Source organism: Halomonas halophila, assembly GCF_030406665.1.
Taxonomy (GTDB): domain Bacteria; phylum Pseudomonadota; class Gammaproteobacteria; order Pseudomonadales; family Halomonadaceae; genus Halomonas; species Halomonas halophila.
In genome coordinates this window covers 3,408,105-3,433,105 of sequence record NZ_CP129121.1, presented here as the reverse complement: position 1 = coordinate 3,433,105, position 25,001 = coordinate 3,408,105, and the positions used below count along the sequence as shown (strand labels likewise).

23 protein-coding genes are annotated in these 25,001 nt (G+C 69.9%); 13 read left to right on the top strand and 10 right to left on the bottom strand.

The features are described from left to right. The first annotated feature begins 224 nt into the window (after positions 1–224). Positions 225–554, top strand: a complete 330-nt coding sequence (fliE, locus tag QWG60_RS16175) for a flagellar hook-basal body complex protein FliE (protein WP_035599638.1) — start codon at positions 225–227, stop codon at positions 552–554. Between the two features lie 10 nt (positions 555–564). Here fliE and QWG60_RS16170 read toward each other — a convergent pair whose 3' ends face one another. Then, positions 565–918 (bottom strand): flagellar protein FlaG, encoded by a 354-nt coding sequence (locus tag QWG60_RS16170; protein WP_046078818.1) that lies wholly within the window; start codon positions 916–918, stop codon positions 565–567. A gap of 255 nt (positions 919–1,173) precedes the next feature. Between QWG60_RS16170 and QWG60_RS16165 the strand changes: the two genes are divergently transcribed. From QWG60_RS16165 to QWG60_RS16155, 3 genes are read left to right on the top strand one after another with little or no spacing between them, the layout of a single operon-like run. Next, the gene (locus QWG60_RS16165) at positions 1,174–2,793 is read left to right on the top strand and encodes a methyl-accepting chemotaxis protein (protein WP_161796803.1); all 1,620 of its coding nucleotides are present in this window, start codon (positions 1,174–1,176) and stop codon (positions 2,791–2,793) included. A gap of 11 nt (positions 2,794–2,804) precedes the next feature. Next, positions 2,805–4,619, top strand: a complete 1,815-nt coding sequence (locus QWG60_RS16160) for a bifunctional diguanylate cyclase/phosphodiesterase (RefSeq protein ID WP_146910087.1) — start codon at positions 2,805–2,807, stop codon at positions 4,617–4,619. A gap of 32 nt (positions 4,620–4,651) precedes the next feature. Next, entirely contained in the window at positions 4,652–7,174 is a 2,523-nt protein-coding gene (locus QWG60_RS16155; RefSeq protein WP_146910089.1) for an EAL domain-containing protein, read from the top strand. A 37-nt stretch (positions 7,175–7,211) separates the two neighbouring features. Here the strand turns inward: QWG60_RS16155 and ftsZ are convergent, their stop codons facing one another. Next, positions 7,212–8,333: a cell division protein FtsZ gene (gene ftsZ / locus QWG60_RS16150; protein ID WP_046078814.1), complete on the bottom strand. Its 1,122-nt coding sequence runs from the start codon at positions 8,331–8,333 to the stop codon at positions 7,212–7,214. A 226-nt stretch (positions 8,334–8,559) separates the two neighbouring features. Between ftsZ and QWG60_RS16145 the strand changes: the two genes are divergently transcribed. Further along, positions 8,560–10,413 carry a methyl-accepting chemotaxis protein gene (locus QWG60_RS16145; protein WP_107181771.1) on the top strand — a complete coding sequence of 618 codons (1,854 nt, stop codon included), beginning with the start codon at positions 8,560–8,562 and terminating at the stop codon, positions 10,411–10,413. Between the two features lie 22 nt (positions 10,414–10,435). On the opposite strand, the gene QWG60_RS16140 is transcribed toward QWG60_RS16145, so the two are convergent. Next, positions 10,436–11,362: a LysR family transcriptional regulator gene (locus tag QWG60_RS16140; protein WP_035594992.1), complete on the bottom strand. Its 927-nt coding sequence runs from the start codon at positions 11,360–11,362 to the stop codon at positions 10,436–10,438. 160 nt (positions 11,363–11,522) lie between these two features. Here QWG60_RS16140 and QWG60_RS16135 point away from each other — a divergent pair, with 160 nt between their 5' ends. Then, on the top strand, positions 11,523–12,299 hold the full coding sequence (locus QWG60_RS16135; RefSeq protein WP_016855905.1) for a ferredoxin--NADP reductase: 777 nt from the start codon (positions 11,523–11,525) through the stop codon (positions 12,297–12,299). A gap of 271 nt (positions 12,300–12,570) precedes the next feature. Here the strand turns inward: QWG60_RS16135 and glnK are convergent, their stop codons facing one another. The 3 genes from glnK to QWG60_RS16120 form a co-directional block, all read right to left on the bottom strand. Next, positions 12,571–12,909, bottom strand: a complete 339-nt coding sequence (gene glnK, locus QWG60_RS16130; protein WP_035594994.1) for a P-II family nitrogen regulator — start codon at positions 12,907–12,909, stop codon at positions 12,571–12,573. A 146-nt stretch (positions 12,910–13,055) separates the two neighbouring features. Further along, a complete protein-coding gene (locus QWG60_RS16125; protein ID WP_107182182.1) occupies positions 13,056–14,378 on the bottom strand; it encodes an ammonium transporter in 1,323 nt (440 codons plus the stop codon). A gap of 39 nt (positions 14,379–14,417) precedes the next feature. Continuing rightward, a complete protein-coding gene (locus tag QWG60_RS16120; protein WP_016855902.1) occupies positions 14,418–14,756 on the bottom strand; it encodes a P-II family nitrogen regulator in 339 nt (112 codons plus the stop codon). A gap of 316 nt (positions 14,757–15,072) precedes the next feature. Here QWG60_RS16120 and QWG60_RS16115 point away from each other — a divergent pair, with 316 nt between their 5' ends. Continuing rightward, on the top strand, positions 15,073–15,432 hold the full coding sequence (locus QWG60_RS16115; RefSeq protein WP_046078812.1) for an accessory factor UbiK family protein: 360 nt from the start codon (positions 15,073–15,075) through the stop codon (positions 15,430–15,432). 85 nt (positions 15,433–15,517) lie between these two features. Beyond that, positions 15,518–17,023 carry a YifB family Mg chelatase-like AAA ATPase gene (locus QWG60_RS16110; RefSeq protein ID WP_146909403.1) on the top strand — a complete coding sequence of 502 codons (1,506 nt, stop codon included), beginning with the start codon at positions 15,518–15,520 and terminating at the stop codon, positions 17,021–17,023. Between the two features lie 19 nt (positions 17,024–17,042). Here the strand turns inward: QWG60_RS16110 and QWG60_RS16105 are convergent, their stop codons facing one another. Further along, positions 17,043–17,543 (bottom strand): hypothetical protein, encoded by a 501-nt coding sequence (locus tag QWG60_RS16105; protein WP_146909401.1) that lies wholly within the window; start codon positions 17,541–17,543, stop codon positions 17,043–17,045. Then, positions 17,540–18,523: an alpha/beta hydrolase gene (locus QWG60_RS16100; RefSeq protein ID WP_035595179.1), complete on the bottom strand. Its 984-nt coding sequence runs from the start codon at positions 18,521–18,523 to the stop codon at positions 17,540–17,542. Before QWG60_RS16100 ends, QWG60_RS16105 begins: the two co-directional genes overlap by 4 nt. 229 nt (positions 18,524–18,752) lie before the next feature. Between QWG60_RS16100 and QWG60_RS16095 the strand changes: the two genes are divergently transcribed. Then, complete coding sequence (locus QWG60_RS16095) at positions 18,753–20,927, top strand: malate synthase G (RefSeq protein WP_146909399.1); 2,175 nt, start codon at positions 18,753–18,755, stop codon at positions 20,925–20,927. A 158-nt stretch (positions 20,928–21,085) separates the two neighbouring features. Next, positions 21,086–21,499 carry a PaaI family thioesterase gene (locus QWG60_RS16090; RefSeq protein WP_035595012.1) on the top strand — a complete coding sequence of 138 codons (414 nt, stop codon included), beginning with the start codon at positions 21,086–21,088 and terminating at the stop codon, positions 21,497–21,499. Here QWG60_RS16090 and QWG60_RS16085 read toward each other — a convergent pair. Beyond that, entirely contained in the window at positions 21,475–21,867 is a 393-nt protein-coding gene (locus QWG60_RS16085) for a DUF423 domain-containing protein (protein ID WP_146909397.1), read from the bottom strand. The two genes, QWG60_RS16090 and QWG60_RS16085, sit on opposite strands and share 25 nt — an antisense overlap. A gap of 233 nt (positions 21,868–22,100) precedes the next feature. Here QWG60_RS16085 and thiS point away from each other — a divergent pair, with 233 nt between their 5' ends. From thiS to trmB, 3 genes are read left to right on the top strand one after another with little or no spacing between them, the layout of a single operon-like run. Next, a complete protein-coding gene (gene thiS, locus QWG60_RS16080) occupies positions 22,101–22,301 on the top strand; it encodes a sulfur carrier protein ThiS (protein WP_146909395.1) in 201 nt (66 codons plus the stop codon). A gap of 37 nt (positions 22,302–22,338) precedes the next feature. Beyond that, positions 22,339–23,136, top strand: coding sequence for a thiazole synthase (locus QWG60_RS16075; RefSeq protein WP_035595017.1), 798 nt, complete (start codon positions 22,339–22,341; stop codon positions 23,134–23,136). A 37-nt stretch (positions 23,137–23,173) separates the two neighbouring features. Next, entirely contained in the window at positions 23,174–23,920 is a 747-nt protein-coding gene (gene trmB, locus QWG60_RS16070) for a tRNA (guanosine(46)-N7)-methyltransferase TrmB (RefSeq protein ID WP_046078807.1), read from the top strand. Positions 23,921–23,935: 15 nt separating this feature from the next. Here trmB and QWG60_RS16065 read toward each other — a convergent pair whose 3' ends face one another. Next, entirely contained in the window at positions 23,936–24,964 is a 1,029-nt protein-coding gene (locus tag QWG60_RS16065) for a DMT family transporter (RefSeq protein ID WP_146909393.1), read from the bottom strand. Positions 24,965–25,001 lie beyond the last annotated feature (37 nt).

Below are 25,001 nucleotides of genomic sequence, written 5' to 3'. Positions count from 1 at the left end.
GCCTGGACCCTGGGCTCTAGATGAAGGCATCGACTGCGTTCCCGTCCGTCGCGATTCGCCGCCCGTCCGGGGCGGAACTGTGATGACGGCCATTATCCGCAGGGGGTGTCACGCCAAAGGTATGAAAAACCCGAGTTTTGCGCGTCAATTGCCGGCATGGTGGCCAAGGGCGCGCTGCTAGCCTTGGCTTCCATCGATCACCATGTCCATCACAGGGGTTCCCGATGAGTTCACCCGCTCTCGCCTCGGCGCTCGCCCAGATGCAGTCGCTGGCCACCCAGGCCGGCGGTGAGGCCGCCAAGGGGCAGCAGCTCGACACCGCCGTGGGCAACGGCGGCTTTGCCGGCGAGCTTCAGTCCTCGATCCAGCGCATCAACGAGCTCAAGCTCCAGGCCGCCGACTCGGCCAAGGCCTTCCAGGCTGGCGAGCCGGGCGTCGAGCTCAACGACGTCATGGTCGACATGCAGAAGGCCAGCGTCGCCTCGGAAATGGGGCTCCAGGTCCGCAACCGCCTGGTGACGGCCTATAAGGACATCATGAACATGCAGGTCTGATCGCGCTCGATCAGGCCTCCAGATCGATCAGCCTGCCCTGAAGTTCCTCCAGATGCTCGGCGACGCGCATCACCTCCTCGGCAGGGATCTGGCGAATCAGTTCGCGGGTGTCCCGGTCCACCAGGCGGGTGACCACTCGCGAGGTGGTCTCGCTGAGCTCGAATTCCACCCCGTAGGGGCGCATCACCTCATTGATCCGCTGCACCGGTGCGACCAGCTCGCCCTGGTTCACCGATCCTGTGGCGGCGGTTTCCTCGGGCGGCAGCCAGCCGGCCAGGACCTGCTCCACCCGGCGGCGCGGCGTGCTGCCGTCGGGGGTTTGGGTCGTGCGACTCGCGCTGATTTCGTTAACGGCATCTGACATGGAAGACGCTCCTTCTCGATAAGGGTCTCTCGTTGAGCATGAGGGTTGGACACGGAGCGAGTTATCGGCTGCGGACGAGATATCTTGAATGGCAGCGATAGCGTGAGATGCCTTTTGTTTCGCTGCCATTCATGGAAGAAGTCGACGAAATCTTAATGTCATAAATCGCTGATATAACGCCGGGCATGCCTTCCTGCGGGCCCGGTGCCCGCCCCTTCATCAGCGACAGGTTTTCCGATGCGCCTCCTCGATCGAATGACCATCCGATTCAGCTGGTTCCTGGTGCTGATCGCCTTCACCGCGATCATCCTCGGTACCGGAGCCCTCGGCCTCTACGCCAACCACCACGGCCGCAGTGCCTTCGACACGCTGCGCGACGTCCAGGTCGCCCAGTCCCGGGCACTGAACCGCGCCTACATCGCCACCCTGCGCGCCCAGGTGGCGATGGATCGCGCCGCTCACCTGGTGCGGGTGCCTTCCTTCGACCGCCCGGGGCCCATCCTCGAACAGGCCGAGCGCCACATGGATCAGGCCAAGGCGGCCTTCGAGCGCTTCCAGGCTCTGCCAGTGGCCGAGTCGCAACAGGAGGCCCGCGAGGCGCTGGCCTCACGCTTCCAGTCGCTGTTCAGTACCGGGCTCTCGCTGCAGCTCATGCTGCTGCAGGAGGGGGACGCGGGCGGCTACGATTCCGGCCAGTCCCGGGTCAGCGACATGAGCCAGGCCTTCATGGACGGCGCCGATGCCTTCTTCGCCGGTGCCGTCGAGCGTGGGGACGGTCTGGCCGAGCGCTTCTCGGCGGTGGCCGGCTGGCTGAACCTGGCGCTGCTGGCGGCGTTGGGCGGCGCCCTGGCCATCGTGCTGGTGGTGATCTGGGGCGTGCGGGCCAACGTGCTCCGGCCGCTGTCGCGGATGATCGCGCATTTCCGGCGCATCGCCGACGGCGACCTGGCCACCCTGGTGGAGGCGCGCAGCAACAACGAGATCGGCCAGCTGTATCGCGAGCTCGACGGCATGCGCCGGGCGCTCGCCACCACCGTGGCACGGGTGCGCCACGGCAGCGACCGGGTGCTGGACGGTGCCGGCGACATGAGCGAAGGCAACCAGGAGCTGGCCTCGCGGACCCGGCAGCAGGCCGCCGCCCTGGAGCAGACCACCGCCAGCCTGGACGAGATGACCGCCTCGGTGGCCGACAACGCCACCCATGTGGGCGAGGCCAACCGGCTGGCCGAGCAGGCCACCGGCAAGGCCCGCCAGGGCGGCGAGGTGGTGGCCGATTTCGTCGCCACCATGGATGATATCCATGCCCGCTCGCAGCGGATCGGCGAGATCGTCGGCATGATCGACGACATCGCCTTCCAGACCAATCTGCTGGCGCTCAACGCTTCGGTGGAGGCGGCGCGAGCCGGCGAACATGGCCGCGGCTTCGCCGTGGTGGCCGGCGAGGTGCGCTCGCTGGCCTCGCGCTCGGCGGGCGCCGCCCGCGAGATTCGCGATCTGATCGAGGCCTCGCGCAGCAGCGTGGAGCGCGGCAACGGCCTGTCGCGCCGGGCCGGCGAGGACATGACCGGCATCGTCGCCGCCATCCAGGGCGTCAGTGAACGGGTCGACCAGATTGCCCACGCCTCCGACGAACAGCGCCAGGGCCTCGAGCAGGTCAATCAGGCCATGCACCAGATGGGCAGCGTGACCCAGCGCAACCGCGACATGGTCGAGCGCGCCGAGCGGACCGCCGCGACCCTGGAGGAAGAGGCCGAACGCATGCGGGGCTTCACGGCAGGCTTCACCCTGGCGACGGCGGAGGCGCCGACGCCCGAGGACGACGCGACGGAGCCGGCCTCGTCCGACCCTCGCGCACTGGAGGCCATGCCGGCCTGAGGGGGCATTGCATGCAGGATGACCACGACGTTTCAGCGGCGGTGTCAGAACACCGGGTGACGGCCGAACAGGTCGACGAGCTGGCGCGGATACTCGACGAGGGCGCGATCACGCCGCTGTTCCAGCCCATCGTCGATGCCGGCTGCCAGGGGATCTTCGGCTACGAGGCGCTGGCACGCGGCCCCGCGGGGTCGCCGCTGCACTCGCCGGTGGCGCTGTTCGACTGCGCTCGGGAGACAGGACGCCTGCTGGAGCTGGATCTGCTTTGCCGCCGTCGGGCCATCGAGGCCTTCGCGCGATGCGGGCTGCCCGGACGGCTGTTTCTCAACGTCATGCCGGCTTCGCTGCTCGAGCGAGACTTCCGCGAGGGCCTGACCCGTGCCTACCTGGACGGCGTGGGGCTGTCGCCGGAGCGGGTGGTGATCGAGCTGACCGAGCACCTGCCGATCCACGACTATGCGCTGATGCGTCAGGCCGTCGACCATTACCGGCGCATGGGCTTCCAGGTGGCGCTGGACGACCTGGGCGCCGGCTATTCGAGCCTGCGTCACTGGGCGGAGCTGCGCCCCGACTTCGTCAAGATCGATCGCCACTTCGCCCAGGGTATCGATCACGATCCGGGCAAGCGCCAGTTCCTGACCTCGTTGCTCGAGGTGTCGCGGAGCCTCGGTTGCCAGGTCATCGCCGAGGGCATCGAGACCGAGGGTGAGCAGCGCTGCCTGTGGGAGATGAACTGCACGCTGATGCAGGGCTATCACTTCGCCCGCCCGGCGGCGAAGCCGCCGACCCGGCTCGAGCCTTCACTGCCGGCGCGACGTGAGGTCTCCGGTTCCTTCGGCACCACCGCCGCCATGCTGTGCCGGCATCTGGCGCCGGTTCGTCAGGGCACCCGGGTGCCCGAGGTGGTGGAACGCTTCCGTCATGACCCGGAGCTGCGCTGCCTGGCGGTGCTCGACGATGGTGACCGGCCGGTGGGCGTGGTGCGCCAGCACGAGTTCCTGGGCGTGTTCGCCAACCCCTTCAGCCACTCGCTGCATGCCCGGCGGGCCATCGACGAGCTGATGGATCGCCGCATGCTGGTGGCCGAGGCCTCGATGCCGCTGGAGGCGCTGAGCCGGCGCGTCACCGAATCCGCCAAGGGCAGCCGCGACGACTTCGTGGTGGTCGACGATGACGGCCGCTATCGCGGCCTGGGGCAGATCGTCGACCTGCTGCGCGAGATCACCGCCCTCCAGGTGCGTGCGGCGCGCCAGGCCAACCCTCTCACCGGGCTGCCCGGCAACGAGGCGATCCACGATACGCTGGCTGCGCGCCTGGCCCGCGGAGAGGCCTTCGTCGCCGTCTATGCGGATCTCGACGCCTTCAAGGCCTACAACGACGTCTACGGCTATGCCCGCGGCGATCAGGTCATCCTGGCCCTGGCTCGCATGCTGCAGGAAGAATCTGGCGACGATGGTTTCGTTGGCCATGTGGGCGGCGACGACTTCATGCTGGTGCTGGGGGAGGCGACGGCGAAGTCGCGCTGTGAGGCGATCCTGGCGCGTTTCGCCCACTTCGCGCCGCAGTTCTATTCGCTCGAGCACCGCGAGGCCGGCGGTTTCGACGGCCACGACCGTGAGGGGCGGGCACGGTTCGTGCCGCTGATGTCACTGTCGCTGGCCTATCACGCCGTCGCGCCCGGGGCAGAGAGAACCGCCATGGACATCGGCAACGTGCTGGCCGAACTGAAGGCCGAGGCCAAGCGTCAGCCGGGCAACAGCCTGTTTGTTGATCGTCGTCAAGGACGCGCCGGGCTTGACTGTCGTCCAGACGAAACGCTGCGCTAGGTTGAGAGGTTCTCTCACGATGCGGTAAGCGAATGGACTCGGATCAGCTGCTCAACACCCACGCCCTCTCCGTCGAACGGATCATGCATACCGGCCTGCTCAGCTGCGGGCCGGACACGCCGCTGTGCGAGGCCGCCTCGCGCATGAGTCAGCGTCGCTGCAGCGCGATCCTGGTGGTCGAGGAGGGCCGGACCCTCGGCATCTGGACCGAGCGCGACAGCCTGGCCCTCGACTTCGCCGACCCCGAGTCGCTGCGCCGCCCGGTCGGCGAGGTGATGAGCCGGCCGGTGGTCACCATCGACCGTGGCGTGTCGGTGGGCGAGGTCGCCGCGCGTTTCGCTCAGCTGGGCTATCGCCACCTGCTGGTGGTGGATGACGACGAACGCCCGTTGGGCATGGTGTCCCAGAGCGACGTGGCGCTGAACCAGGGGCTCGAGCCCTATCTGCGGTTCCGCGAGGTCAAGGGCGCGATGCGCCGCTCGCCGGTGGTGCTGCCGAGCGCTCTCGGCCTGGCCGAGGCGGCGCGCTGGATGCGCGACGCCGGCGCCGAGGCCGCCGTGGTGGAGGACGACTCGCGCTCGCTGGGCATCCTCACCGAGCGCGACCTGGTGCGCTTCGTCGCCCGTCATCCGGGCTCGATGAGCGTCGGCGAGCTGGCCAGCCGTCCGCTGCTGACCATCGGCGCCGATGAGCCGCTGATCCGCGCCCGCGATGCGCTGGTCGGCGAGGGGGTGCGTCACCTGGCGGTTGTCGACGAGGCGGGCGGCGTGAGCGGCTTGCTGGGCTTCCAGGACCTGCTCTCCGGGGTCGAGCACGGCTACCTGCAGGATCTGCGCGAGGCGCTCGAGGCGCGTGACCGGGCGCTGGCCGAGTCGCGTGAGAGCCTGCAGCTGGCCGAGCGGGTCATCGATGCCTCGCTGGAGGGCATCATCATCACCGACCCGCAGACGCGCATCCGCTTCGTCAATCCGGCCTTCACCCACATGACCGGCTACTCCCTGGAGGAAGTGGTCGGCCGCACGCCGGCGGTGCTGTCCTCCGGGCGCCACGACGCGGTCTTCTACCGGGACATGTGGGACACGCTGCAGCAGGGCGGCTTCTGGCGCGGCGAGATATGGAATCGGCGCAAGAGCGGCGAGCTCTACCTGGAGCTGCTGACGATCTCGGCGATCCGCGATGAGCGGGGCGAGGTCACCCACTACGCGGCGCTGTTCACCGACATCACCCATATCCGCGAGAACGAGGAGCGGGTGCGCCACCTGGCCTACTACGATCCGCTCACCGGCCTGCCCAATCGGCGCCTGCTCGACGATCGTCTGGCGCTGGCGATCCGCCACGCCCATCGACAGGGGCGGCGCCTGGCGGTGCTGTTCCTCGATCTGGACCACTTCAAGCAGGTCAACGATTCGCTGGGGCATGCCGTGGGCGACGAGCTGCTGGTGCGGCTCACCGAGCGCCTGCAGCACCACCTGCGCGAGGACGACACCCTGGCGCGTCTGGGCGGCGACGAGTTCATCGTGCTGCTGCCCGACGTCAAGGAAGTCGACGAGGTGACCCGGGTGGCGCGGCGGCTGATCGAGGCGACCAGCGCGCCCTTCGAGCTGGGCACGCAGCGCTTCCGGGTCGGCTGCAGTCTGGGCATCAGCCTCTACCCCGACGACGGCGACACGCCCGAGCGGCTGGTGAAGCGAGCCGATGCGGCCATGTACCGCGCCAAGGAGGAAGGGCGCAATACCTACCGGCTCTATCGCGCCGAGATGCATGTCGAGGATCACCAGCACCTGGCGCTGGAGACGGCGCTGCGCAACACCGCCGAGACCGGCGAGGGGCTCGATGTCCATTATCAGCCGCTGATCGACCGCGACAGCGGCGAGGTCAAGGGCGCCGAGGCGCTGCTGCGCTGGCATGCGCCGGGGCTGGGGGAGGTGTCGCCGGGGGACTTCATACCGCTGGCCGAGCGCTCCGGGCTGATCCTGCCGCTGGGGCGACGGCTGATGCAGCTGGTGGCCGGCCAGCTGCAGGCCTGGCGCGAGGCCGGCCTGACGCCGCCGCGGGTGGCGATCAACCTGTCGGCGCGCCAGTTCTGGCAGGCCGACCTGGTCGATGAGGTGCGCCGGCTCTACGAGGCGCATGGCCTGCCGCCGGGCCAGATCGGCTTCGAGCTGACCGAGAGCACCCTGATCGACCAGCACCAGCAGGCCGTGGCCACCCTGGCGGCCCTGCGTGACCTGGGCTGCCACATCGCCATCGACGACTTCGGCACCGGCTACTCCTCGCTGAGCTATCTGCAGGAGCTGCCGGTGACGACGCTGAAGATCGATCGCAGCTTCATTCGCGGCCTGGGGGAGTCCCGGGGCAGCGGCGCCATCCTCGCCGCGGTGACCGGGCTGGCCCGGGAGCTCGGCCTGCGGGTGGTGGCCGAGGGCGTGGAGACCGAGGCCCAGCTCGAGGCGCTCGCCGCCTATCACGTCACCCTGATCCAGGGTTTCCTCACCGGCCGGCCGGTGCCGGGAGCGACCTTCCGCGAGCGCTACCTGGATCGGACGACCGCCTAGGCGTCGTCGCTCGGCCGCTTCAGCGCGTCCCTGAGCGTCAGCGGCGCTTGAGGCGGTTCAGGAAGTCGTCGAGATCCAGCAGTTCCTCCGGCTCTGCGCTTCCCTCTCGCTCTGGGGCGTCGGTCGACGACGGCGCCGGGCGCGGCTCGCCGGCCGGGCTTGATCGGCGCGGCGACGGGGGCTGCTTCGCCTGCGTCTGGGCGACCTCCAGCCCGGTGGCGATCAGCGAGACCCGCAGGCGTCCTTCCATGTCGGGGTCGAAGGCGGTGCCAACCACCCGCAGGGCGTCCTCGCCGGCCAGCTCGGCCACCTGCTGCCCCACCTCGTCGAAGTCGGCCAGGCTCAGGTCCGCGCCGGCGGTGATGCTGACCAGCACCCCGGCGGCCTCGGCCAGGTCGGTGGCCTCCAGCAGCGGATGCTCCAGGGCCGCGCGCACCGCCGCGCCGGCGCGGCCCTCGCCCGTGCCCTCGCCGGTGCCGATGCGCGCCCGCCCGGGCCGGCGCATCACCGCCGCCACGTCGGCGAAGTCGATGTTGATCAGTCCCGGCCGGGTGATGACCTCGGCGATGCCGGTCACTGCCTCGCGCAGCACGTCGTTGACGGCGGCGAAGGCGCGCATCATCGAGGCGCCGTGGCCGAGGGTCGGCAGCAGGCGGTCGTTGGGCACCACCGCCAGGCAGTCGACCCGGCCGTCCAGTGCCGCGATGGCCTCGTCGGCGGCCTGCCGGCGCCGCTGACCCTCGAAGCCGAACGGGCGCGTCACCACGGCCACGGTCAGCAGGCCCATCTCGCGGGCCAGGTCGGCGATGGCCGGGGTCGCGCCGCTGCCGGTGCCACCGCCCATGCCGGCCATCAGGAACACCAGATCGGCGCCGGCCAGCCGCGCGCGCAGGCCCTCGTGGCTCTCCTCGGCGGCTCGCCGGCCGGCCTCGGGATCGGCTCCGGCACCGAGGCCGCGGGTGGTGGCGCTGCCGATGGGCATCGCCACGCCCTGTGGCAGCCGCTCGAGGGCCTGGCGGTCGGTGTTCACGGCGATGGCGTCGATGCCCTCGAGGGCGGTGGTGTCGATCAGGTGGCGAACGGCATTGCCGCCGCCGCCGCCGATGCCGACCACCTTGAGGGAAGCGGGATATTCCTGGGGAAGCTGTGGGTCGCTCATGCGTCCTGTCGCGGGATCGGTGAGGAAATGGGCGTCTCCCCATCATCGGCCAAAGTGCCGCCTTCTTGAAAGGTCTGGGGCGCCCCCCCGCAGGGTGCGGGAAAATCGGCGGCTCGCGCCGACGGCTAAAGTCGACGCGAGCCGTGGCCGATAGCAGGGTAGCTCCCGGTTCCTGGCACCCGTGGACCGGCACAAGACCAACTCCCCCTTACCCATGAGAGTGACCATGCTGACTTCATTGCGCGCGCGTATCCTGCTCGCCGCCCTGGCGGTGATCGTCGCGGCCCTGATCCTCAACGGAGCGATCAGCTACTTCACCGTCCGCTCCCACAACAATGACCAGATCGCCCAGAACCTGCAGGCGGTGGCCGAGGGCAATGCCCAGGCCATCGAGGAGTGGGTCGATGCCCGCAGCGGCATGCTCGAGGCGCTGGAGGCCGCCGCCGTGGCCGACGACCCGCTGCCGGCCCTGGAGCAGCTGCGCGTGTCCGGCGATTTCATGAACACCTACCTCGGCGACACCGAGGGCGGCGTGGTGTTCTCGGCCAGCGAGACGCCGGAGGGCTATGACCCGCGCCAGCGCCCCTGGTACAAGCAGGCCGTGGAGGCCGGTCACGTCGTGGTCACCGCGCCCTACGAAGACGCCACCTCCGACAAGCTGGTGGTGACCTTCGCCGCGCCCTTCCATCGCGGCGGCGAGCTGGTGGCGGTGGCCGGCGGCGACGTGGCGATCGATGCCATCGCCGACATCGTCGGCCGGATCGCGCCCACGCCTTCGAGCCTGGCCTTCCTGGCCAGCGCCGACGGCACCCTGGTGGCGCATCCCGACCCGGCGTTGAGCCTCGCGCCGGTCGAGCGTCTCTCTCCCGAGCTCGACGCCGCCCGCCTCGCCGCGCTGGCCGAGCGCGACATCCCCGAGCACGTCGATCTCGACGGCGCCGACAAGCGGCTGCTCGCCAGCCCCATCGGCGGCACCGACTGGCAGCTGGTGGTGGCCCTCGACGACCACGAGGCCACCGCCGGGCTGCGTGGCGTCATGAGCGCCTCGACCATCACTCTGGTGCTGGTGGCGCTGGGCGCCGCCGCGATCCTCGGCGCGCTGCTCAAGGTCGCCTTCCGCCGCCTGCTGGCGACCCGCGATGCCATGGAGCACGTGGCCAGCGGTCACGCCGACCTGACCCGCCGCCTGCCCGAGGAGGGCAACGACGAGGTCACCCAGCTTGCCAACGCCTTCAACCGCTTCGTGGCGCGCATGGAGTCGGTGATGCTGACCATCCGCGACAGCAGCGAGTCGGTCAAGGTGGCGGCCACCGAGATCGCCCAGGGCGGCCAGGACCTGTCGCGGCGCACCGAGAACGCGGCCTCCAGCCTGCAGCAGACCTCGGCCTCGATGGAGGAGATCACCGGCACCGTGGAGCACACCGCGGATGCCTCCAAGCAGGCCAGCGGCCTGGCGAGCTCGGCCAGCGAGGTGGCGCGCCGCGGCGGCGAGGCCATGGGCCAGGTGCACGAGACCATGCAGGGCATCACCGAGTCGTCGCGCCAGATCGCCGAGATCGTGAAGATGATGGACAGCATCGCCTTCCAGACCAACCTGCTGGCGCTCAACGCCTCGGTGGAGGCGGCCCGGGCCGGCGAGCAGGGCCGCGGCTTCGCGGTGGTGGCCGGCGAGGTGCGCCAGCTGGCCAGCCGCAGCGCCGAGTCCGCCAAGCAGATCCGCGAGCTGATCGACACCTCGGCGACCCGCACCCAGGAGGGCGAGCGCCAGGTGCAGGCCGCCGGCGAGACCATGGAGGAGCTGGTCGAGAGCGTGACCCGCGTGGCCGACGTGCTGGGTGAGATCACCAGCGCCACCGGCGAGCAGAGCGACGGCATCGGCCAGGTCAACGTGGCGGTCTCGGAGCTGGACAACATGACCCAGCAGAACGCCGCCCTGGTGGAGGAATCGACCACCGCCGCCGAGCATCTCAAGGCGCAGGCCGACCGCCTCGCCGAGGCCGTGGGCGGTTTCACCCTGAGCCAGCACGGCGCCACCGCGGCGCTGCCGGACGCCCGCGCCCGCCGCGGCGAGCCGGCCTAGGGGCTCGCCCGCTGCCTCACCCTCAGGAGGGGTGGGGCAGGTCGATCTGGTCGCTGCAGCGGATGCCTTCAGTCATCTGCCGGCACAGCTTGAGGAACTCGCGCATGCCCGGGGCCAGGTACTTGTGGCGATGCCAGATGAAGGCGAACTGACGGCTCAGGTCCAGGTCGGGGGTGGGGATCGGCACCAGGCTGCCGCGGCGAAAGGCGTCGCGCAGCGCCAGGCGCGAGACGCAGCCGATCCCCAGCCCCGACTCCACGGCGCGCTTGATGCCCTCGGTGTGCTCCAGCTCGAGCAGGGTGTTGAAGCGCCCGCGCCGGTGCCGGGCGGCCTGTTCCAGGGTCAGCCGGGTGCCGGAGCCCTCCTCGCGCATGATCCAGTCCTCACGCAGCAGCCGGTCGAGCTCCACCGGCCCCTGGCCGGCCAGCGGATGGCCCGGGGCGCAGAACACCGCCAGCTCGTCCTCCACCCAGGGCTGGGTGATCACCTCCTCGTCCTCGCACTGGCCCTCGATCAGTCCCAGGTCCAGCTCATGGTGGCGCACGCCGTCGATGATGGTGCGGGTGTTGCGCACCTGCAGGCGGATGCGGCTGCCCGGGTGCTGCTGCATGAAGTCGCTGATCAGCAGCGTGGCCAGGTAGTTGCCGATGGTCAGGGTGGCGCCCACGTCGAGAGTGCCGATGCCCTGCTGGCCGCGCAGCAGTTCCTCGACCTCCTCGGCGCGGTCGAGCAGCGCCACGGCCTTGGGCAGCAGCTGGAAGCCCAGGGCATTGAGCTTGAGGCGCTTGCCGATGCGGTCGAGCAGGCGGCAGTCGAACTGGCGTTCCAGCTCGGCCAGGGCGGTGCTGGCCGCCGACTGGGACAGCGCCAGGGCGCGGGCGGCGTGGGAGACGCTCTCGTGCTGGGCCACGGCCACGAACACCTCGAGCTGGCGCAGGGTATAGCGCATGGGAGGGGGCTCCGAGCTAGTATATCTGGAGTATAGATAAGCTTTATCCATACAACCCATTTAACAGATATCCTGCCGTCTCTTAGAATTCTCTGCAAAGATCAATCGGCGCAATTATGAGCTTTCGGTATATGCGCCCTCGCGATACATAGGAGCCGGCATGAGCAAGTTCGCCCTGGAAGAAGTCCTCAGCGTTCATCACTGGAACGACACCCTGTTCAGCTTCAAGACCACCCGCGAGCGCAGCCTGCGCTTCAAGAACGGTCAGTTCGTGATGATCGGCCTGGAAGTCGACGGCAAGCCGCTGATGCGCGCCTACTCCGTGGCCAGCCCCAACTACGAGGATCACCTGGAGTTCTTCTCCATCAAGGTGCCGGACGGCCCGCTGACCTCGCGCCTGCAGCATCTCAAGGTCGGCGACCAGATCATGGTCAGCCGCAAGCCCACCGGCACCCTGGTCACCGATGACCTGCTGCCGGGTCGCAACCTCTACCTGCTGTCCACCGGCACCGGCCTGGCACCGTTCATGAGCCTGATCCAGGATCCGGAAGCTTACGAGCGCTTCGAGAAGATCGTGCTGATCCACGGCGTGCGTACCGTCAGCGAGCTGGCCTATGCCGACTTCATCACCAAAGAGCTGCCGGCCCACGAGTACCTGGGCGAGGAAATCAGCGAGAAGCTGGTCTACTACCCGACCGTGACCCGCGAGGAGTTCCACACCATGGGCCGCCTGACGGACCACATCCGCAGCGGCAAGCTGGCCGAGGACACCGGCCTGCCGCCGCTGGACCCGAAGCAGGACCGCGCCATGATCTGCGGCAGCCCGGCGATGCTCGACGAGACCAGCGCGCTGCTGGACGAGCTGGGCTTCAACATCTCGCCGCGCCTCGGCGAGCCGGGCGACTACGTCATCGAGCGCGCCTTCGTCGAGAAGTAAGCGGCAAGCGCCGAGCTACAAGCGCCGAGCTACAAGCACCGAGCTACAAGCGCCGAGCTACAAGCGCCGAGCTACAAGCGCCGAGCTACAAGCGCCGAGCTACAAGCGCCGAGCTACAAGCGCCGAGCTACAAGCGCCGAGCTACAAGCGCCGAGCTACAAGCGCCGAGCTACAAGAAACCCCCGAAGGCTGATGCCTTCGGGGGTTTCTTTGTGTCGGGCGTTTACGCTGCTGTTTTGCAGCTTGCAGCTTGCAGCTTGCAGCTTGCAGCTTAGACGGCGTCCTTATCCGTCTCGCCGGTGCGAATCCGGATGACCTGCTCCAGGGCGGTGACGAAGATCTTGCCGTCGCCGATCTTGCCGGTGTTGGCGACCTGGGTGATGGCGTCGATCACCTGCTCGGCCATGGTCTCGTCCACGGCGACCTCGAGCTTCACCTTGGGCAGGAAGTCGACCACGTACTCGGCGCCGCGATAGAGCTCGGTGTGGCCCTTCTGGCGGCCGAAGCCCTTGACCTCGGTGACGGTGATGCCCTGGACGCCGATGTCCGAGAGCGCCTCGCGGACGTCGTCGAGCTTGAATGGCTTGATGATGGCGGTCACCAGCTTCATGGGTCTCTCCTCGCGTTGTTCGTGTCCGATGGCGCCACTCGCCATCCCTGACGGAGTCATTGTGCCAGAGCATACACCCACGGAGAGAAGAACGAAAAAATGGCCCCGCGAGGGGGCCATGTCGTGTTGCCGGCAGGGCGGGGCGATCAGGAGCGGGCGGCTGCCTGGGCCTGGCTCGCGCCCTCGCTGCGGGTACGGCCGGAGGCGCCACCACCACCGTGCACCTTGGAGACGGTGAACTCGGGGTAGGCCTCGAGGCCACACTCGGCCAGGTCCACGCCCTCGTATTCCTCTTCCTCGCTGACACGCACGCCCATGATCGCCTTGATGATCAGCCACACCACCAGGCTGGCGATGAAGACCCAGGCGAAGATGCCGATGATGCCGATGATCTGCGGGCCGAAGGAGGCACCGTCGTTGGACAGCGGCACCGCGAGCACGCCCCAGATGCCGACCACGCCGTGGGCGGAGATGGCACCGACCGGGTCATCGAGCTTCAGCTTGTCGAGGCCGACGATGGAGATCACCACCAGCAGGCCGCCGAAGGCGCCGATCAGGGTGGCGCCCAGGGCGCTGGGCGACAGCGGGTCGGCGGTGATGGACACCAGGCCGGCGATGGCGCCGTTCAGGGCCATGGTCAGGTCGGCCTTGCGGAACCAGGCCTTGGCCAGGATCAGTGCGGCGATCACGCCACCGGCGGCCGCGGCGTTGGTGTTCACCAGCACCTGGGCCATGTTGTTGGCGGAGCTCACGTCGGAGACCTTCAGCTCGGAGCCGCCGTTGAAGCCGAACCAGCCCATCCACAGGATGAAGGTACCCAGGGTGGCCAGCGGCATGTTGGCGCCGGGGATGGCGAAGATGCTGCCGTCCTTGCCGTACTTGCCCTTGCGCGGACCGAGCACCAGCACGCCGGCCAGGGCCGCGGCCGCGCCGGCCATGTGCACGATGCCGGAACCGGCATAGTCGGAGAAGCCGACCTCGGCCAGCCAGCCGCCGCCCCAGGTCCAGTAGCCGGAGACCGGATAGATGACGCCGGTCATCACCACGGCGAAGGCCAGGAAGGCCCACAGCTTCATGCGCTCGGCCACGGCACCGGAGACGATGGACATGGCGGTGGCCACGAACACCACCTGGAAGAAGAAATCGGCGCGCATGGAGTAGTAGGGCGCGTCGTCGCTGCCCGCGGTCACCGCGGCCACGGTATTGTCGTCGCCCAGCAGGAAGCCCAGGTTGGGCAGGATGCCGCCGGCGTCGCCGGAGTACATCAGGTAGTAGCCCAGCAGCAGGTACATGGTGCAGGCGATGGCGAACAGGGCGATGTTCTTGGTCAGGATCTCGGCGGTGTTCTTGGACCGCACCAGGCCGGCCTCGAGCATCGAGAAGCCCGCGGCCATCCACATCACCAGGACGCCGCAGATCAGGAAGTAGAAGGTATCGAGCGCGTAGCTCAGCTCGGTCAACTCGTTCATGGCTGTCACTCCAGAAGGAAAGGGAGAGAGACGGTCGGCTTAGACGGCGTCGGCGCCGCGCTCGCCGGTACGGATGCGGATGACGTCCTCGAGGGGGGTCACGAAGACCTTGCCGTCGCCGATCTTGCCGCTGTTGGCGGCGCTGCAGATGGCGTCCAGCACGGTATCGAGGCGACCGTCGTCCACGGCGATCTCGACCTTGACCTTGGGCAGAAAGTCGACGACGTACTCGGCGCCGCGATACAGCTCGGTGTGGCCCTTCTGGCGGCCGAAGCCCTTGACTTCGGTGACGGTGATGCCCTGGACCCCGTTGTCGGCGAGCGCTTCGCGCACGTCGTCGAGCTTGAACGGCTTGATGATGGCGGTAATCAGCTTCATCCCGGATCTCCCCATTGGATGAGCGCGGGCTGCTCCGCGCGGTGTGTGTGCAGGTTTCCCTGCATCTGCTTAAACCGTGCCATCGAACTGGATTTGCCATATTTTTCAGGGCGTTGATTGCCAATAGCGCCCCGGCAGAGAGAGGCTGGTGCAGGCGTGAATGGACGCCGTGCACTGAATTGATGCTGGTGAGCGAGCGCTTCGCACCATCCGAGGGCGAGGCCCGCGCCACCCGGGAATGCGCCCGCCGGGCGGCTTGCGTATCCTTGGAGTCAGCCCTATTCCCCTAAGGCCCATTCCACTCAGGAGAGACATCATGGTCAGCCAAGACCGCATCGGCCGCCTGGCCCAGCAGATCGGCGAGCGCCTGCAGGGCGCCTCCCAGGCGCCGGAAGACGTGCAGAAAGGCATTCAGCAGGTGGTGCGCGGCGCCTTCGACCGGCTCGAGCTGGTGTCGCGGGAGGACTTCGACATCCTGATGGACGTGCTGCAGCGCACCCGCGGCCGGGTCGAGGCGCTGGAGAAGCAGGTCGCCGCGCTGGAAGAGGCCCTGGACGCCAACCGCGCGGGCGGCGAGGTGCCGGCCGTGGCGGACGAGGCCTCGGTCGATGCGGCCGCCGAGGCGCAGTCGTCCACCCCTGAGGAAGATGCCGGCGCCGGCGAGACCGGGCGCTGATTCCGAACCGTCACCGAGCGGGGCTCGTCGCGCTGAACTAGCCTTAGGACTTACCTGAGGAAAGGAACCGCGCGAGGGACCGCCGATGACCCTGTCGATCGTTCGCACCCGGGCCGGCCTCGGCCTCGAGGCTCCCGAGGTGCTGGTGGAAGTGCATCTGGCCAACGGCCTGCCCGGCATCACCCTGGTCGGGCTGCCGGAGACCGCCGTTCGGGAGAGCCGCGAGCGGGTCCGCAGCGCCCTGGTCAACGCCGGCTTCGACTTCCCGATGCGTCGCATCACCCTCAACCTGGCGCCCGCCGACCTGCCCAAGGAAGGCGGGCGCTTCGATCTGCCCATCGCCCTGGGGTTGCTGGTGGCCTCGGGCCAGATCGCCGCCGAGGCGCTGGCCGAGATCGAATGCGCGGGCGAGCTCGCCCTGGACGGCGCGCTGCGTCCGGTGCCCGGGATGCTGCCGCTGGCGCTGGCCACCCGCGGGGCCGGGCGGCGTCTGATCGTGCCCCGGGCCAACGCCGACGAGGCGGCGCTCGCGGGCGATCTCGAGGTGCTGCCCGCCGATCACCTGCTCGAGGTGGTCGCACACCTGCTGGGCCAGACGCCGATCGAGCCCCATCGGGCGTCGCGCCCCGCCGAGGCGCTGACGACGGGTGCCGATCTCGCCGAGGTACGTGGCCAGCACCAGGCGCGGCGCGCCCTGGAGGTCGCCGCCAGCGGTGGCCACAATCTCCTGCTGGCCGGTCCTCCAGGCACCGGCAAGACCATGCTGGCCAGCCGCCTGCCCGGGATCCTGCCGCCGCTGACCGAGAACGAGGCCCTGGAGGTGGCGGCGGTGCGTTCGGTGTGTGGCCTGCCGCTCGACGAGGACTGGGGGCGGCGCCCCTTCCGCTCGCCCCACCACACCGCCAGCGCGGTGGCGCTGGTCGGCGGTGGCTCGCGGCCCAGGCCCGGCGAGATCTCGCTGGCCCATCGGGGCGTGCTGTTCCTCGACGAGTTGCCCGAGTTTCCCCGCCAGGTGCTCGAGGTGATGCGCGAGCCCATGGAATCCGGGCGCATCCACATCGCCCGCGCCAGCCACGAGCGGCGCTATCCGGCGAGCTTCCAGCTGGTGGCGGCGATGAATCCCTGCCCCTGCGGCCATCTCGGTGACCCTCGCCGGGCCTGCCACTGCACCGCCGCCCAGATCCAGCGCTATCAGGCGCGGCTTTCCGGACCGCTGCTCGACCGTATCGACCTGCAGGTGGAGGTGCCGGCGCTGGCGCCGGAGCAGCTGACCGCCCGGGAGAGCGGAGAGCCCTCGGCGGCGGTACGCGAGCGGGTACAGGCGGCCCGGGAGCGGCAGTGGGCGCGCGGGGCGCTCAATGCCCGGCTGGGCAGTCGCGAGCTGGAGGCCGCCTGCGCACTGAGCGGGGCGGATCGGGCCTGGCTGGCCGGGGTGCTGGAGCGGCTCAATCTCTCGGCGCGGGCCTATCATCGGGTGCTGCGGGTGGCGCTGACCCTGGCCGACCTGGCCGGCGAGCCGCACCCCGGGCGCGAGCAACTGGTCGAGGCGATCGGCTATCGTCAGCTCGATCGGCTGCTGCAGGGGCGTTGACGAAGCACGGCCCCCGGCGTCAGAGCGCGGTGGCGTCCAGGGCGCCATCCAGCCGCGTCTGCCACAACGGGGTGGCGTCGCCCGGGCGGCGCAGGGTCAGCTCCAGGCGATACGGCAGCAGGGTCCGGTCGGACAGTGCCAGCCGGGGGCCGGCGCTGACCAGCCGGCTGTCCAGCCGCCACTGGTTGGCCGCGGCGCCCGAGGCCAGCGCGGGCTGCCAGTCGAGCACCTGGGGCCCCTGGCCGAGGCCCAGCAGGGAGCGGGTCAGGCTTTCCAGCAGGCGGTTCTCGCCGACGCCGAGCGCGTCATCGACCTCGGGGGCGGCCAGCAGCAGCACCTCGTCGGAGGACGGTCGTGGCAGCGGTGGCGCCTCGGCCACCCGCTGCGCGGCGCGTTCGCCGAGGCCGAACAGGGCCTGGCGAACCGTCTGGGGAGCGTCCGGCGTGCCGACGGCGCAGCCGGCGAGCGGCAGCACCGTCAGCAGGAGGAGAGGCAGCAGCGGCAAGCGGCGACGGCTCATCGGCGGGAGACCCTGCGGGTGGTGGAAGAGGGAATGTCGGCCTCCTCGAGGCCGGCGAGGAACCGCGTGAGCTCCTCGAACAGCACCCGGCGGATCGGTTCGGCCTCGTTGACCAGGTGATGGCGGGCCTCGGGGTGGCGATGGATCTCGGCCCGCGGGAACTTGCGCGTCAGCACCTCCAGGTTCCATTCCCAGTCCACCGTCAGATCCTGCTCGCCCTGCAGGATCAGCGTCGGCAGCGGGCTGGCCGGCATGGCCAGCAGCCGCGGCATCCAGCGGCGCATGGCGTCCACCCACTCCATGGCCAGGCGGTCCGGCTGCAGCGGGTCGCTCTCGCGCAGGAAGGTGGCGAAGTCGCTGTCGGTGGAGTTCTCGCGGAAGCGGCGCGGCACCGAACGCACGAAGGGGCCCAGCAGGCGGTGCAGCCAGCTCGACTGGTTCCAGCCCCAGGGGCGCACCAGCGGCGCCAGCAGGGCCAGGCCGCTCCAGTGGCCGTCGTCGCCCCGGCGCAGGGCGTCGGTGGCCAGGATCGCCGCGCCGGTGCTCTGGCCGATGCCGACCCAGGGCCGGGGCGCCAGGTCGCGGGCGGTCAACTGGGTCTGCAGGTTGTCCAGGCAGCTGCCATAGTCATCGAAGTCGGCGATGGTGGCGCGGGGGCCGCTGGACAGCCCGTGCCCGGGCAGATCCCACAGCACCACCTGCCAGCCGCGCTCGAGCAGGCACTCGAGCAGGTGACGATAGAGGCCCAGATGATCGTAGTAGCCGTGCACCACGAACACGGTGCCGCGCGGCGATGGCGGGCGCCAGATCTGGGTCCACAGCCGGAAGCCGTGGGCGTCCACGTACCCCACCTGCAGGCCCACCCGCTCGGCGAGCAGCGGCGCCAGGCCGTAGTGGCCCAGGTAGCCCTGGAGCGGGTGGCCGGCGGGGTCGGCCGGGGCGATGGGGCCGAGCGCCTGCAGGGGGGTGAAGTCGGTCATCGAGTCCTCCGTGTGGATGCCCATGCTAGCGTCCCGTCGGGACGGTCACCAGCGTCGCCTTCCAACGTCTCCGGCCTCGTCTATTGGTCGAGTTCCGGGGGTGGTTCGCAGGCTTCGGGTTTACATGTGGAAGTATTTTCCACAATACTGAGGCCACGCAGTCACCATTGCCTGTCCGGCCGATTGGCGCTTGGGGAGCGCCGAAACGCCTCGCATAGGAGAACGACCCATGACCCAACGTATCACTCGCCACCGTCTGCAGGTGGCCGCCGAGCTGGACCGCTTCATCAATGAGCAGGCCCTGCCGGGCTCCGGCGTCGATCCCGAGGCCTTCTGGGCCGGCGTCGACGCCCTCTTTCATGATCTGACACCGAAGAACCGCGAACTGCTCGCCGAGCGCGATGCCCTGCAGGCCGAGCTCGACGCCTGGCACCGCGAGAATTCAGGCCCGGTGCGTGACATGGCCGCCTATCGCGGCTTCCTCGAGCGCATCGGCTATCTGCAGCCGGCCCCCGCCGAGGTCAAGGTCACTACCACCAAGGTCGACCGCGAGATCGCCGTGCAGGCCGGCCCGCAGCTGGTGGTGCCGGTGAACAACGCCCGCTACGCCCTCAACGCCGCCAACGCCCGCTGGGGCAGCCTCTACGACGCGCTCTACGGCACCGATGCCATCGCCGACGAAGACGGCGCCGAGCGCGGCGACAGCTTCAACCCGAAGCGCGCCGAGAAGGTCATCGCCTACGCCCGCGGCGTGCTCGACCGTGCCGCGCCGCTGGCCACCGGCTCCCACGCCGAGGCCGTTAAGTACGCGCTGCGCGACGGCCACCTGGTGGTGAGCCTGGAAGGCGGCCGCGAGACCGGCCTCAAGGAGCCGGGCAAGCTGGTCGGCTACCTGGGCGAGACCGACGCCCCGACCTCGGTGCTGCTGGCCAACAACGACCTGCACCTGGAGATCCAGATCGACGCCACCCATCCGATCGGCAAGACCGATGCGGCAGGCGTCAAGGACGTGGTCGTCGAGGCCGCGCTGACCTCGATCATGGACTGCGAGGACTCGGTCGCGGCGGTGGACGCCGAGGACAAGGTCGGCGTCTACGCCAACTGGCTGGGCCTGATGGCCGGCGACCTCGAGGAGCCGATCGAGAAGGGCGGCAAGCGCTTCACCCGCAAGCTGGCGGCGGATCGCACCTGGACCGCGCCGGACGGCGGCGAGGTGACCCTGCCCGGCCGCTCGCTGCTGTTCGTGCGCAACGTCGGCCACCTGATGACCACCCCGGCGGTGCTGGACGCCGACGGCAACGAGCTGCCGGAAGGCATCCTCGACGCGGTCATGACCAGCCTGCTGTCCATCCGCGACCTGCAGAAGGGCGAGGGCGAGGCCCGCAACTCCCGCGAGGGCTCGGTCTACATCGTCAAGCCGAAGATGCACGGCCCGAAGGAAGTGGCCTTCACCAACGAGCTGTTCGGCCGCGTCGAGGACCTGCTGGGCCTCCAGCGTGACACCCTCAAGATGGGCATCATGGACGAGGAGCGCCGCACCTCGGTCAACCTCAAGGCCTGCATCAATGAGGCGACCTCGCGGGTGGTGTTCATCAACACCGGCTTCCTCGACCGCACCGGCGACGAGATGCACACCGCCATGCAGGCCGGCCCCATGGTGCGCAAGGGCGACATGAAGGGCGCCGCCTGGATCGGTGCCTACGAGCGCAACAACGTTCAGGTCGGCCTGGCCTGCGGCCTGCGCGGCCACGCCCAGATCGGCAAGGGCATGTGGGCCATGCCGGACCTGATGGCGGCCATGCTCGAGCAGAAGATCGGCCATCCCAAGGCCGGTGCCAACACCGCCTGGGTGCCGTCGCCGACCGCCGCCACCCTGCACGCCCTGCACTACCACCAGGTCAGCGTGGCCGAGGTGCAGCGCGAGCTGGAGGCCCAGGGCGAGCCGGACCTGCTGGACGAGCTGCTGACCGTGCCGGTGGCCGAGAACACCGACTGGTCCGAGGACGAGCTGCAGCAGGAGCTGGACAACAACTGCCAGGGCATCCTCGGCTACGTGGTGCGCTGGGTCGAGCAGGGCGTCGGCTGCTCCAAGGTGCCGGACATCCATGACGTGGGCCTGATGGAAGACCGCGCCACCCTGCGCATCTCCAGCCAGCACGTGGCCAACTGGCTGTACCACGGCGTGGTCGACGAAGCTCGCGTGCGCGCCACCCTGGAGCGCATGGCCAAGGTGGTCGACGAGCAGAACGCCGGTGACCCGGCCTACTCGCCGATGAGCGCCGACTTCGCCGGCTCCCACGCCTTCCAGGCCGCCTCGGACCTGATCTTCAAGGGTATCGAGCAGCCCTCCGGCTACACCGAGCCGCTGCTGCACCACTGGCGCGCCGTCCACAAGGCCGGCTGATCGCCTCTCGCCAGCATGCCGTTCGCCGCCCCCTTCATGGGGGCGGCTTTCGTTGGGGGCGAGAAAACGAGAGAAGGGAAAAGGGAGATGCCCCGGGTGTGCGTCGCGCGCGGGCTGGGCTATCTTGTGGCCATCGTTCAGCCGCAGGGAGCGCGCCCATGACCGTGATGACCGCCGCCGCCATCGAGGAATTCCTCGACGAGGTGTTTCCCCAGCGTGCCGGCACCATCGAGGGCGTCGGCGAGGGCCGCGCCACCATGAGCCTGGCCATCGAGGACGAGCACCTGCGTCCCGGTGCCAGCGTCTCCGGCCCGACTCTGATGGGGCTGGCCGACGTCTGCCTCTACGTGGCGATCCTGGCCCAGATCGGCCCCGAGCCGATGGCGGTCACCAGCGACCTGCACTGCCGCTTCCTGCGTCGCCCGCGGGGCGATCGCGACTTGATCGCCAACGCCCGGCTGCTCAAGCTGGGGCGACGGCTGGCGGTGGGCGAGGTGCAGCTGTTCTCCGACGGCGAGGAGGCGCCGGTGGCGCTGGTCACCGCGACTTATGCCTTGCCCGATGCCGACTGACTGCGCCAGGCCGCCACGGCCAGCGCCAGCCAGCCGAGGATCAGCAGCCCGCCGCCGATCGGCGTGATGGCGCCGAGCACCTTCACGCCGCTGATCGCCAGGGCGTAGAGCGAGCCCGAGAACAGCGTCATGCCGGCCAGCCACAGGCCAAGGACCCAGCGCTGGCCGGCCAGCGGCCGTGCGGTGCGCCAGGCCAGCACGGCGAGCATCGCCAGGGTGTGCCAGGCCTGGTAGCGCACCCCGGTCTCGAACACCGTCATCAGCCTCGGCGTCAGGGTGCCGTTCAGGGCATGGGCGCCGAAGGCCCCGGCCATCACCGTCAGGGCGCCGCACAGCGCCACTGCCATCCACCAGCCGCGATCCCGCATGCTGTCTTTCTCCCGTTGGGATGTGTTCCCGTGATGTCTGAGCAGGGGCTGGGGACAGGCCAGAGCGGGGTTTTTGCCAGGGACGGCAAAAGGTAGCGCCCAAGGATGGGGCCACAGCGCCCCGCGGCGGCCTGTTGCCAGATCGGCCCCGCCAGGTCTGCGCCCTACCGTACCCGGGGGCGCCCCGAGGCGCTACAATATGGGCCCGCGAAATCGCAGCCCCGGAGGATGCCATGCAGATCCAGCTCAATGGCGAGGCGCGCACCCTGGAGGCCGAGGCCTCCGTGGCCCAGCTGGTCGAGACCCTCGGCCTGGCCGGACGGCGCATCGCCGTGGAGGTCAACGAGGAGATCGTCCCCCGAAGCGCTCACGACGGGACGCGCCTGGCCGACGGCGACCGGGTGGAGATCGTCCATGCCATCGGTGGCGGCTGAGCCCGCCCCGAGATCCCTGCACAGGAGCCATGACAAGATGACCGACTTCTTCCAGGACGCGCCGCTGCGCGTCGCCGGCCGTGAATTCGCCTCGCGCCTGCTGGTGGGTACCGGCAAGTACCGCGATGTCGACGAGACCGGCGAGGCCATTGCGGCCAGCGGGGCCGAGGTGGTGACCTTCGCCGTGCGTCGCACCAATCTGGGGCAGGATGCCTCGGCGCCCAATCTGCTCGACGTGGTGTCCCCGGAGCGCTATACCCTGCTGCCCAACACTGCCGGCTGCTACACCGCCCAGGATGCGGTGCGCACCTGCCGGCTGGCCCGCGAGCTGCTCGACGGCCACAACCTGGTCAAGCTCGAGGTGCTGGGCGACGACACCACCCTGTATCCCAACGTGGTGGAGACCCTGGCCGCCGCCGAGACCCTGGTCAACGACGGCTTCGACGTCATGGTCTACACCAGCGACGATCCCATCGTTGCCCGCGAGCTGGAGCGTCTCGGCTGCTGCGCCGTGATGCCGCTGGGCTCGCTGATCGGCTCCGGCCACGGCATCCAGAATCCGCACAACATCCGCCTGATCATCGAGCAGGCCAGCGTGCCGGTGCTGGTGGATGCCGGCATCGGCACCGCCTCCGAGGCCGCCCAGGCCATGGAGCTGGGCTGCGACGGGGTGCTGATGAACTCCGCCATCGCCCACGCCCGCCAGCCGGTGCTGATGGCCGGCGCCATGAAGCGGGCCGTGCTGGCCGGCCGCGAGGCCTTCCTCGCCGGACGCATGCCGCGCCGCCAGGGCGCCGAGCCGTCCTCGCCGCTGGCCGGGCGTATCAACGCCTGATCCTGTCTTTCGACCTTCACGAGTTTCAACGCCGCGCATGAACGACGAACAACGCCCCGACACGCCCTCGACCGACGCTCCCGAGGGCCCCGACGCCCCGCTGCATCGCCGCGGGATCAAGAGCTACGTGCTGCGCGCCGGGCGCATGACCGCCGCCCAGACCCGCGGCCTCGAGGAGGTGTGGCCGCGTCTGGGGCTGACCCTCGAGGACGGCCGCCAGGACCTCGAGACGCTGTTCGGGCGTCGCGCTCCGGTGGTGCTGGAGATCGGCTTCGGCATGGGCGGCTCGCTGATCGAGCAGGCCGAGACCCATCCCGACACCGACTTCATCGGCATCGAGGTGCATGCGCCCGGCGTCGGCAAGCTGCTCGACGAGGCCGACAAGCGCGGCCTGACCAACCTCCGGGTCTATCGTGAGGACGCGCTGCTGGTGCTCGAGCAGTGCCTGCCCGAGGGCAGCCTCGACACCCTGCAGCTGTTCTTCCCCGACCCCTGGACCAAGAAGAAGCATCACAAGCGGCGCATCGTCCAGCCGGCCTTCGTCGAGCTGGTGCGCACGCGCCTCAAGCCCGGCGGCACCCTGCACATGGCCACCGACTGGGAGGCCTACGCCGAGTGGATGGCCGAGGTGATGGTCGAGGCGCCGGGCTACCAGAACACCGCCACCGACGAGACGGCCCCCTACGTGCCGCGCCCCGAGTTCCGCCCGCTGACCAAGTTCGAGCAGCGCGGCGAGAAGCTCGGCCACGGCGTCTGGGACCTGATCTTCCGTCGCGCCGACTGATCCCTTCCCGCGCGCTCAGCCTCGCCGCGTGGTCGGGGCGTTCGGTCGGACCCGTCGACGCGCTTCCCGCTCCGTGACCGGGCGGGCCGTGGCGACATGGCCGCCGGCGCCTCGCCCGCGGCGCCGACCGCTCGCCAGGGCGCTCACGGCGCCGAGCAGCCCGAGGGCCATGCCGGCGGCGCCCAGCATGCCCGGCCATTCGCCGAACATCAGCGCCGTGGCGGCCAGGGTGGCGGCCGGTGTCAGGGCCACCAGCGCGGCGCTCTGGCTGACCCCGAAGCGCTGCAGGCTGGCGTTGAAGAAACCGTAGCCGCCGAAGGTTGCCAGCAGGATCAGCCAGGCCAGGGCCGCCAGGGTCTCCGCCTCCAGCGCCGGGGCGGGCAGTCCTTCGCCGCTCAGCCAGGCGGCGAGGGCGAACACCAGGGTGGCCGCCGCCAGCTGGGCGGTCAGGCGCGTCGCCATGGGCAGGGTCGCCGGCCGCCCGGCGCTCAGCACGCTGCCGAGGCTCACCGCGATCACCGCCAGCAGCGGCAGTCCGTAGGCCCAGAGCGGTGCCCCGCCGACGCCGCCGAGATCGTCCATCACGCTCAGCCCCGCCCCCAGGGTCGCCACGCCCAGTCCCAGCCATTGGGCCATCCGCGGACGCTCGCCCAGCAGGCGGCCGGCCATCAGCGTCGCGGCCAGGGGCTGCAGGGCGCCGATCAGGGCCGCCACGCCGGCACTGACGCCGCTTTCCACCGCCAGCAGCATGGCCAGCAGATAGCCGCCCACCGTGAGGCTGCCGACCAGGGCCTCGTGGGCCAGGGCGCCCGGTGCTCGAGTGCGTTTCGCGCGGGTCGCGATCAGCGTCCACAGGCCGGCCAGCAGGGTGGCCAGCGCGAAGCGCCAGGCGTAGAGCGAGAGCGCCGGCGACTCGGCGGCCACGGCCAGACGGCTGCCCACGAAGCCGCTGCTCCAGCAGATCACGAAGCCCACAGCGATCGCCAGGCTCCCCAGCTGCTGCGGCTGGGGCGGTGCCCACTGAACCCATTGTCTCGCCAGCATGTCGGTCTCCTCCCGCGAACTTGCAGGGGCGAGTCTG

What these genes read in the sequence shown, in the direction of transcription:
- fliE (WP_035599638.1), top strand. Translation starts at nt 225, where the DNA reads ATGAGTTCACCCGCTCTCGCCTCGGCGCTCGCCCAGATGCAGTCGCTG.
- QWG60_RS16170 (WP_046078818.1), bottom strand. Translation starts at nt 918, where the DNA reads ATGTCAGATGCCGTTAACGAAATCAGCGCGAGTCGCACGACCCAAACC.
- QWG60_RS16165 (WP_161796803.1), top strand. Translation starts at nt 1,174, where the DNA reads ATGACCATCCGATTCAGCTGGTTCCTGGTGCTGATCGCCTTCACCGCG.
- QWG60_RS16160 (WP_146910087.1), top strand. Translation starts at nt 2,805, where the DNA reads ATGCAGGATGACCACGACGTTTCAGCGGCGGTGTCAGAACACCGGGTG.
- QWG60_RS16155 (WP_146910089.1), top strand. Translation starts at nt 4,652, where the DNA reads ATGGACTCGGATCAGCTGCTCAACACCCACGCCCTCTCCGTCGAACGG.
- ftsZ (WP_046078814.1), bottom strand. Translation starts at nt 8,333, where the DNA reads ATGAGCGACCCACAGCTTCCCCAGGAATATCCCGCTTCCCTCAAGGTG.
- QWG60_RS16145 (WP_107181771.1), top strand. Translation starts at nt 8,560, where the DNA reads ATGCTGACTTCATTGCGCGCGCGTATCCTGCTCGCCGCCCTGGCGGTG.
- QWG60_RS16140 (WP_035594992.1), bottom strand. Translation starts at nt 11,362, where the DNA reads ATGCGCTATACCCTGCGCCAGCTCGAGGTGTTCGTGGCCGTGGCCCAG.
- QWG60_RS16135 (WP_016855905.1), top strand. Translation starts at nt 11,523, where the DNA reads ATGAGCAAGTTCGCCCTGGAAGAAGTCCTCAGCGTTCATCACTGGAAC.
- glnK (WP_035594994.1), bottom strand. Translation starts at nt 12,909, where the DNA reads ATGAAGCTGGTGACCGCCATCATCAAGCCATTCAAGCTCGACGACGTC.
- QWG60_RS16125 (WP_107182182.1), bottom strand. Translation starts at nt 14,378, where the DNA reads ATGAACGAGTTGACCGAGCTGAGCTACGCGCTCGATACCTTCTACTTC.
- QWG60_RS16120 (WP_016855902.1), bottom strand. Translation starts at nt 14,756, where the DNA reads ATGAAGCTGATTACCGCCATCATCAAGCCGTTCAAGCTCGACGACGTG.
- QWG60_RS16115 (WP_046078812.1), top strand. Translation starts at nt 15,073, where the DNA reads ATGGTCAGCCAAGACCGCATCGGCCGCCTGGCCCAGCAGATCGGCGAG.
- QWG60_RS16110 (WP_146909403.1), top strand. Translation starts at nt 15,518, where the DNA reads ATGACCCTGTCGATCGTTCGCACCCGGGCCGGCCTCGGCCTCGAGGCT.
- QWG60_RS16105 (WP_146909401.1), bottom strand. Translation starts at nt 17,543, where the DNA reads ATGAGCCGTCGCCGCTTGCCGCTGCTGCCTCTCCTCCTGCTGACGGTG.
- QWG60_RS16100 (WP_035595179.1), bottom strand. Translation starts at nt 18,523, where the DNA reads ATGACCGACTTCACCCCCCTGCAGGCGCTCGGCCCCATCGCCCCGGCC.
- QWG60_RS16095 (WP_146909399.1), top strand. Translation starts at nt 18,753, where the DNA reads ATGACCCAACGTATCACTCGCCACCGTCTGCAGGTGGCCGCCGAGCTG.
- QWG60_RS16090 (WP_035595012.1), top strand. Translation starts at nt 21,086, where the DNA reads ATGACCGTGATGACCGCCGCCGCCATCGAGGAATTCCTCGACGAGGTG.
- QWG60_RS16085 (WP_146909397.1), bottom strand. Translation starts at nt 21,867, where the DNA reads ATGCGGGATCGCGGCTGGTGGATGGCAGTGGCGCTGTGCGGCGCCCTG.
- thiS (WP_146909395.1), top strand. Translation starts at nt 22,101, where the DNA reads ATGCAGATCCAGCTCAATGGCGAGGCGCGCACCCTGGAGGCCGAGGCC.
- QWG60_RS16075 (WP_035595017.1), top strand. Translation starts at nt 22,339, where the DNA reads ATGACCGACTTCTTCCAGGACGCGCCGCTGCGCGTCGCCGGCCGTGAA.
- trmB (WP_046078807.1), top strand. Translation starts at nt 23,174, where the DNA reads ATGAACGACGAACAACGCCCCGACACGCCCTCGACCGACGCTCCCGAG.
- QWG60_RS16065 (WP_146909393.1), bottom strand. Translation starts at nt 24,964, where the DNA reads ATGCTGGCGAGACAATGGGTTCAGTGGGCACCGCCCCAGCCGCAGCAG.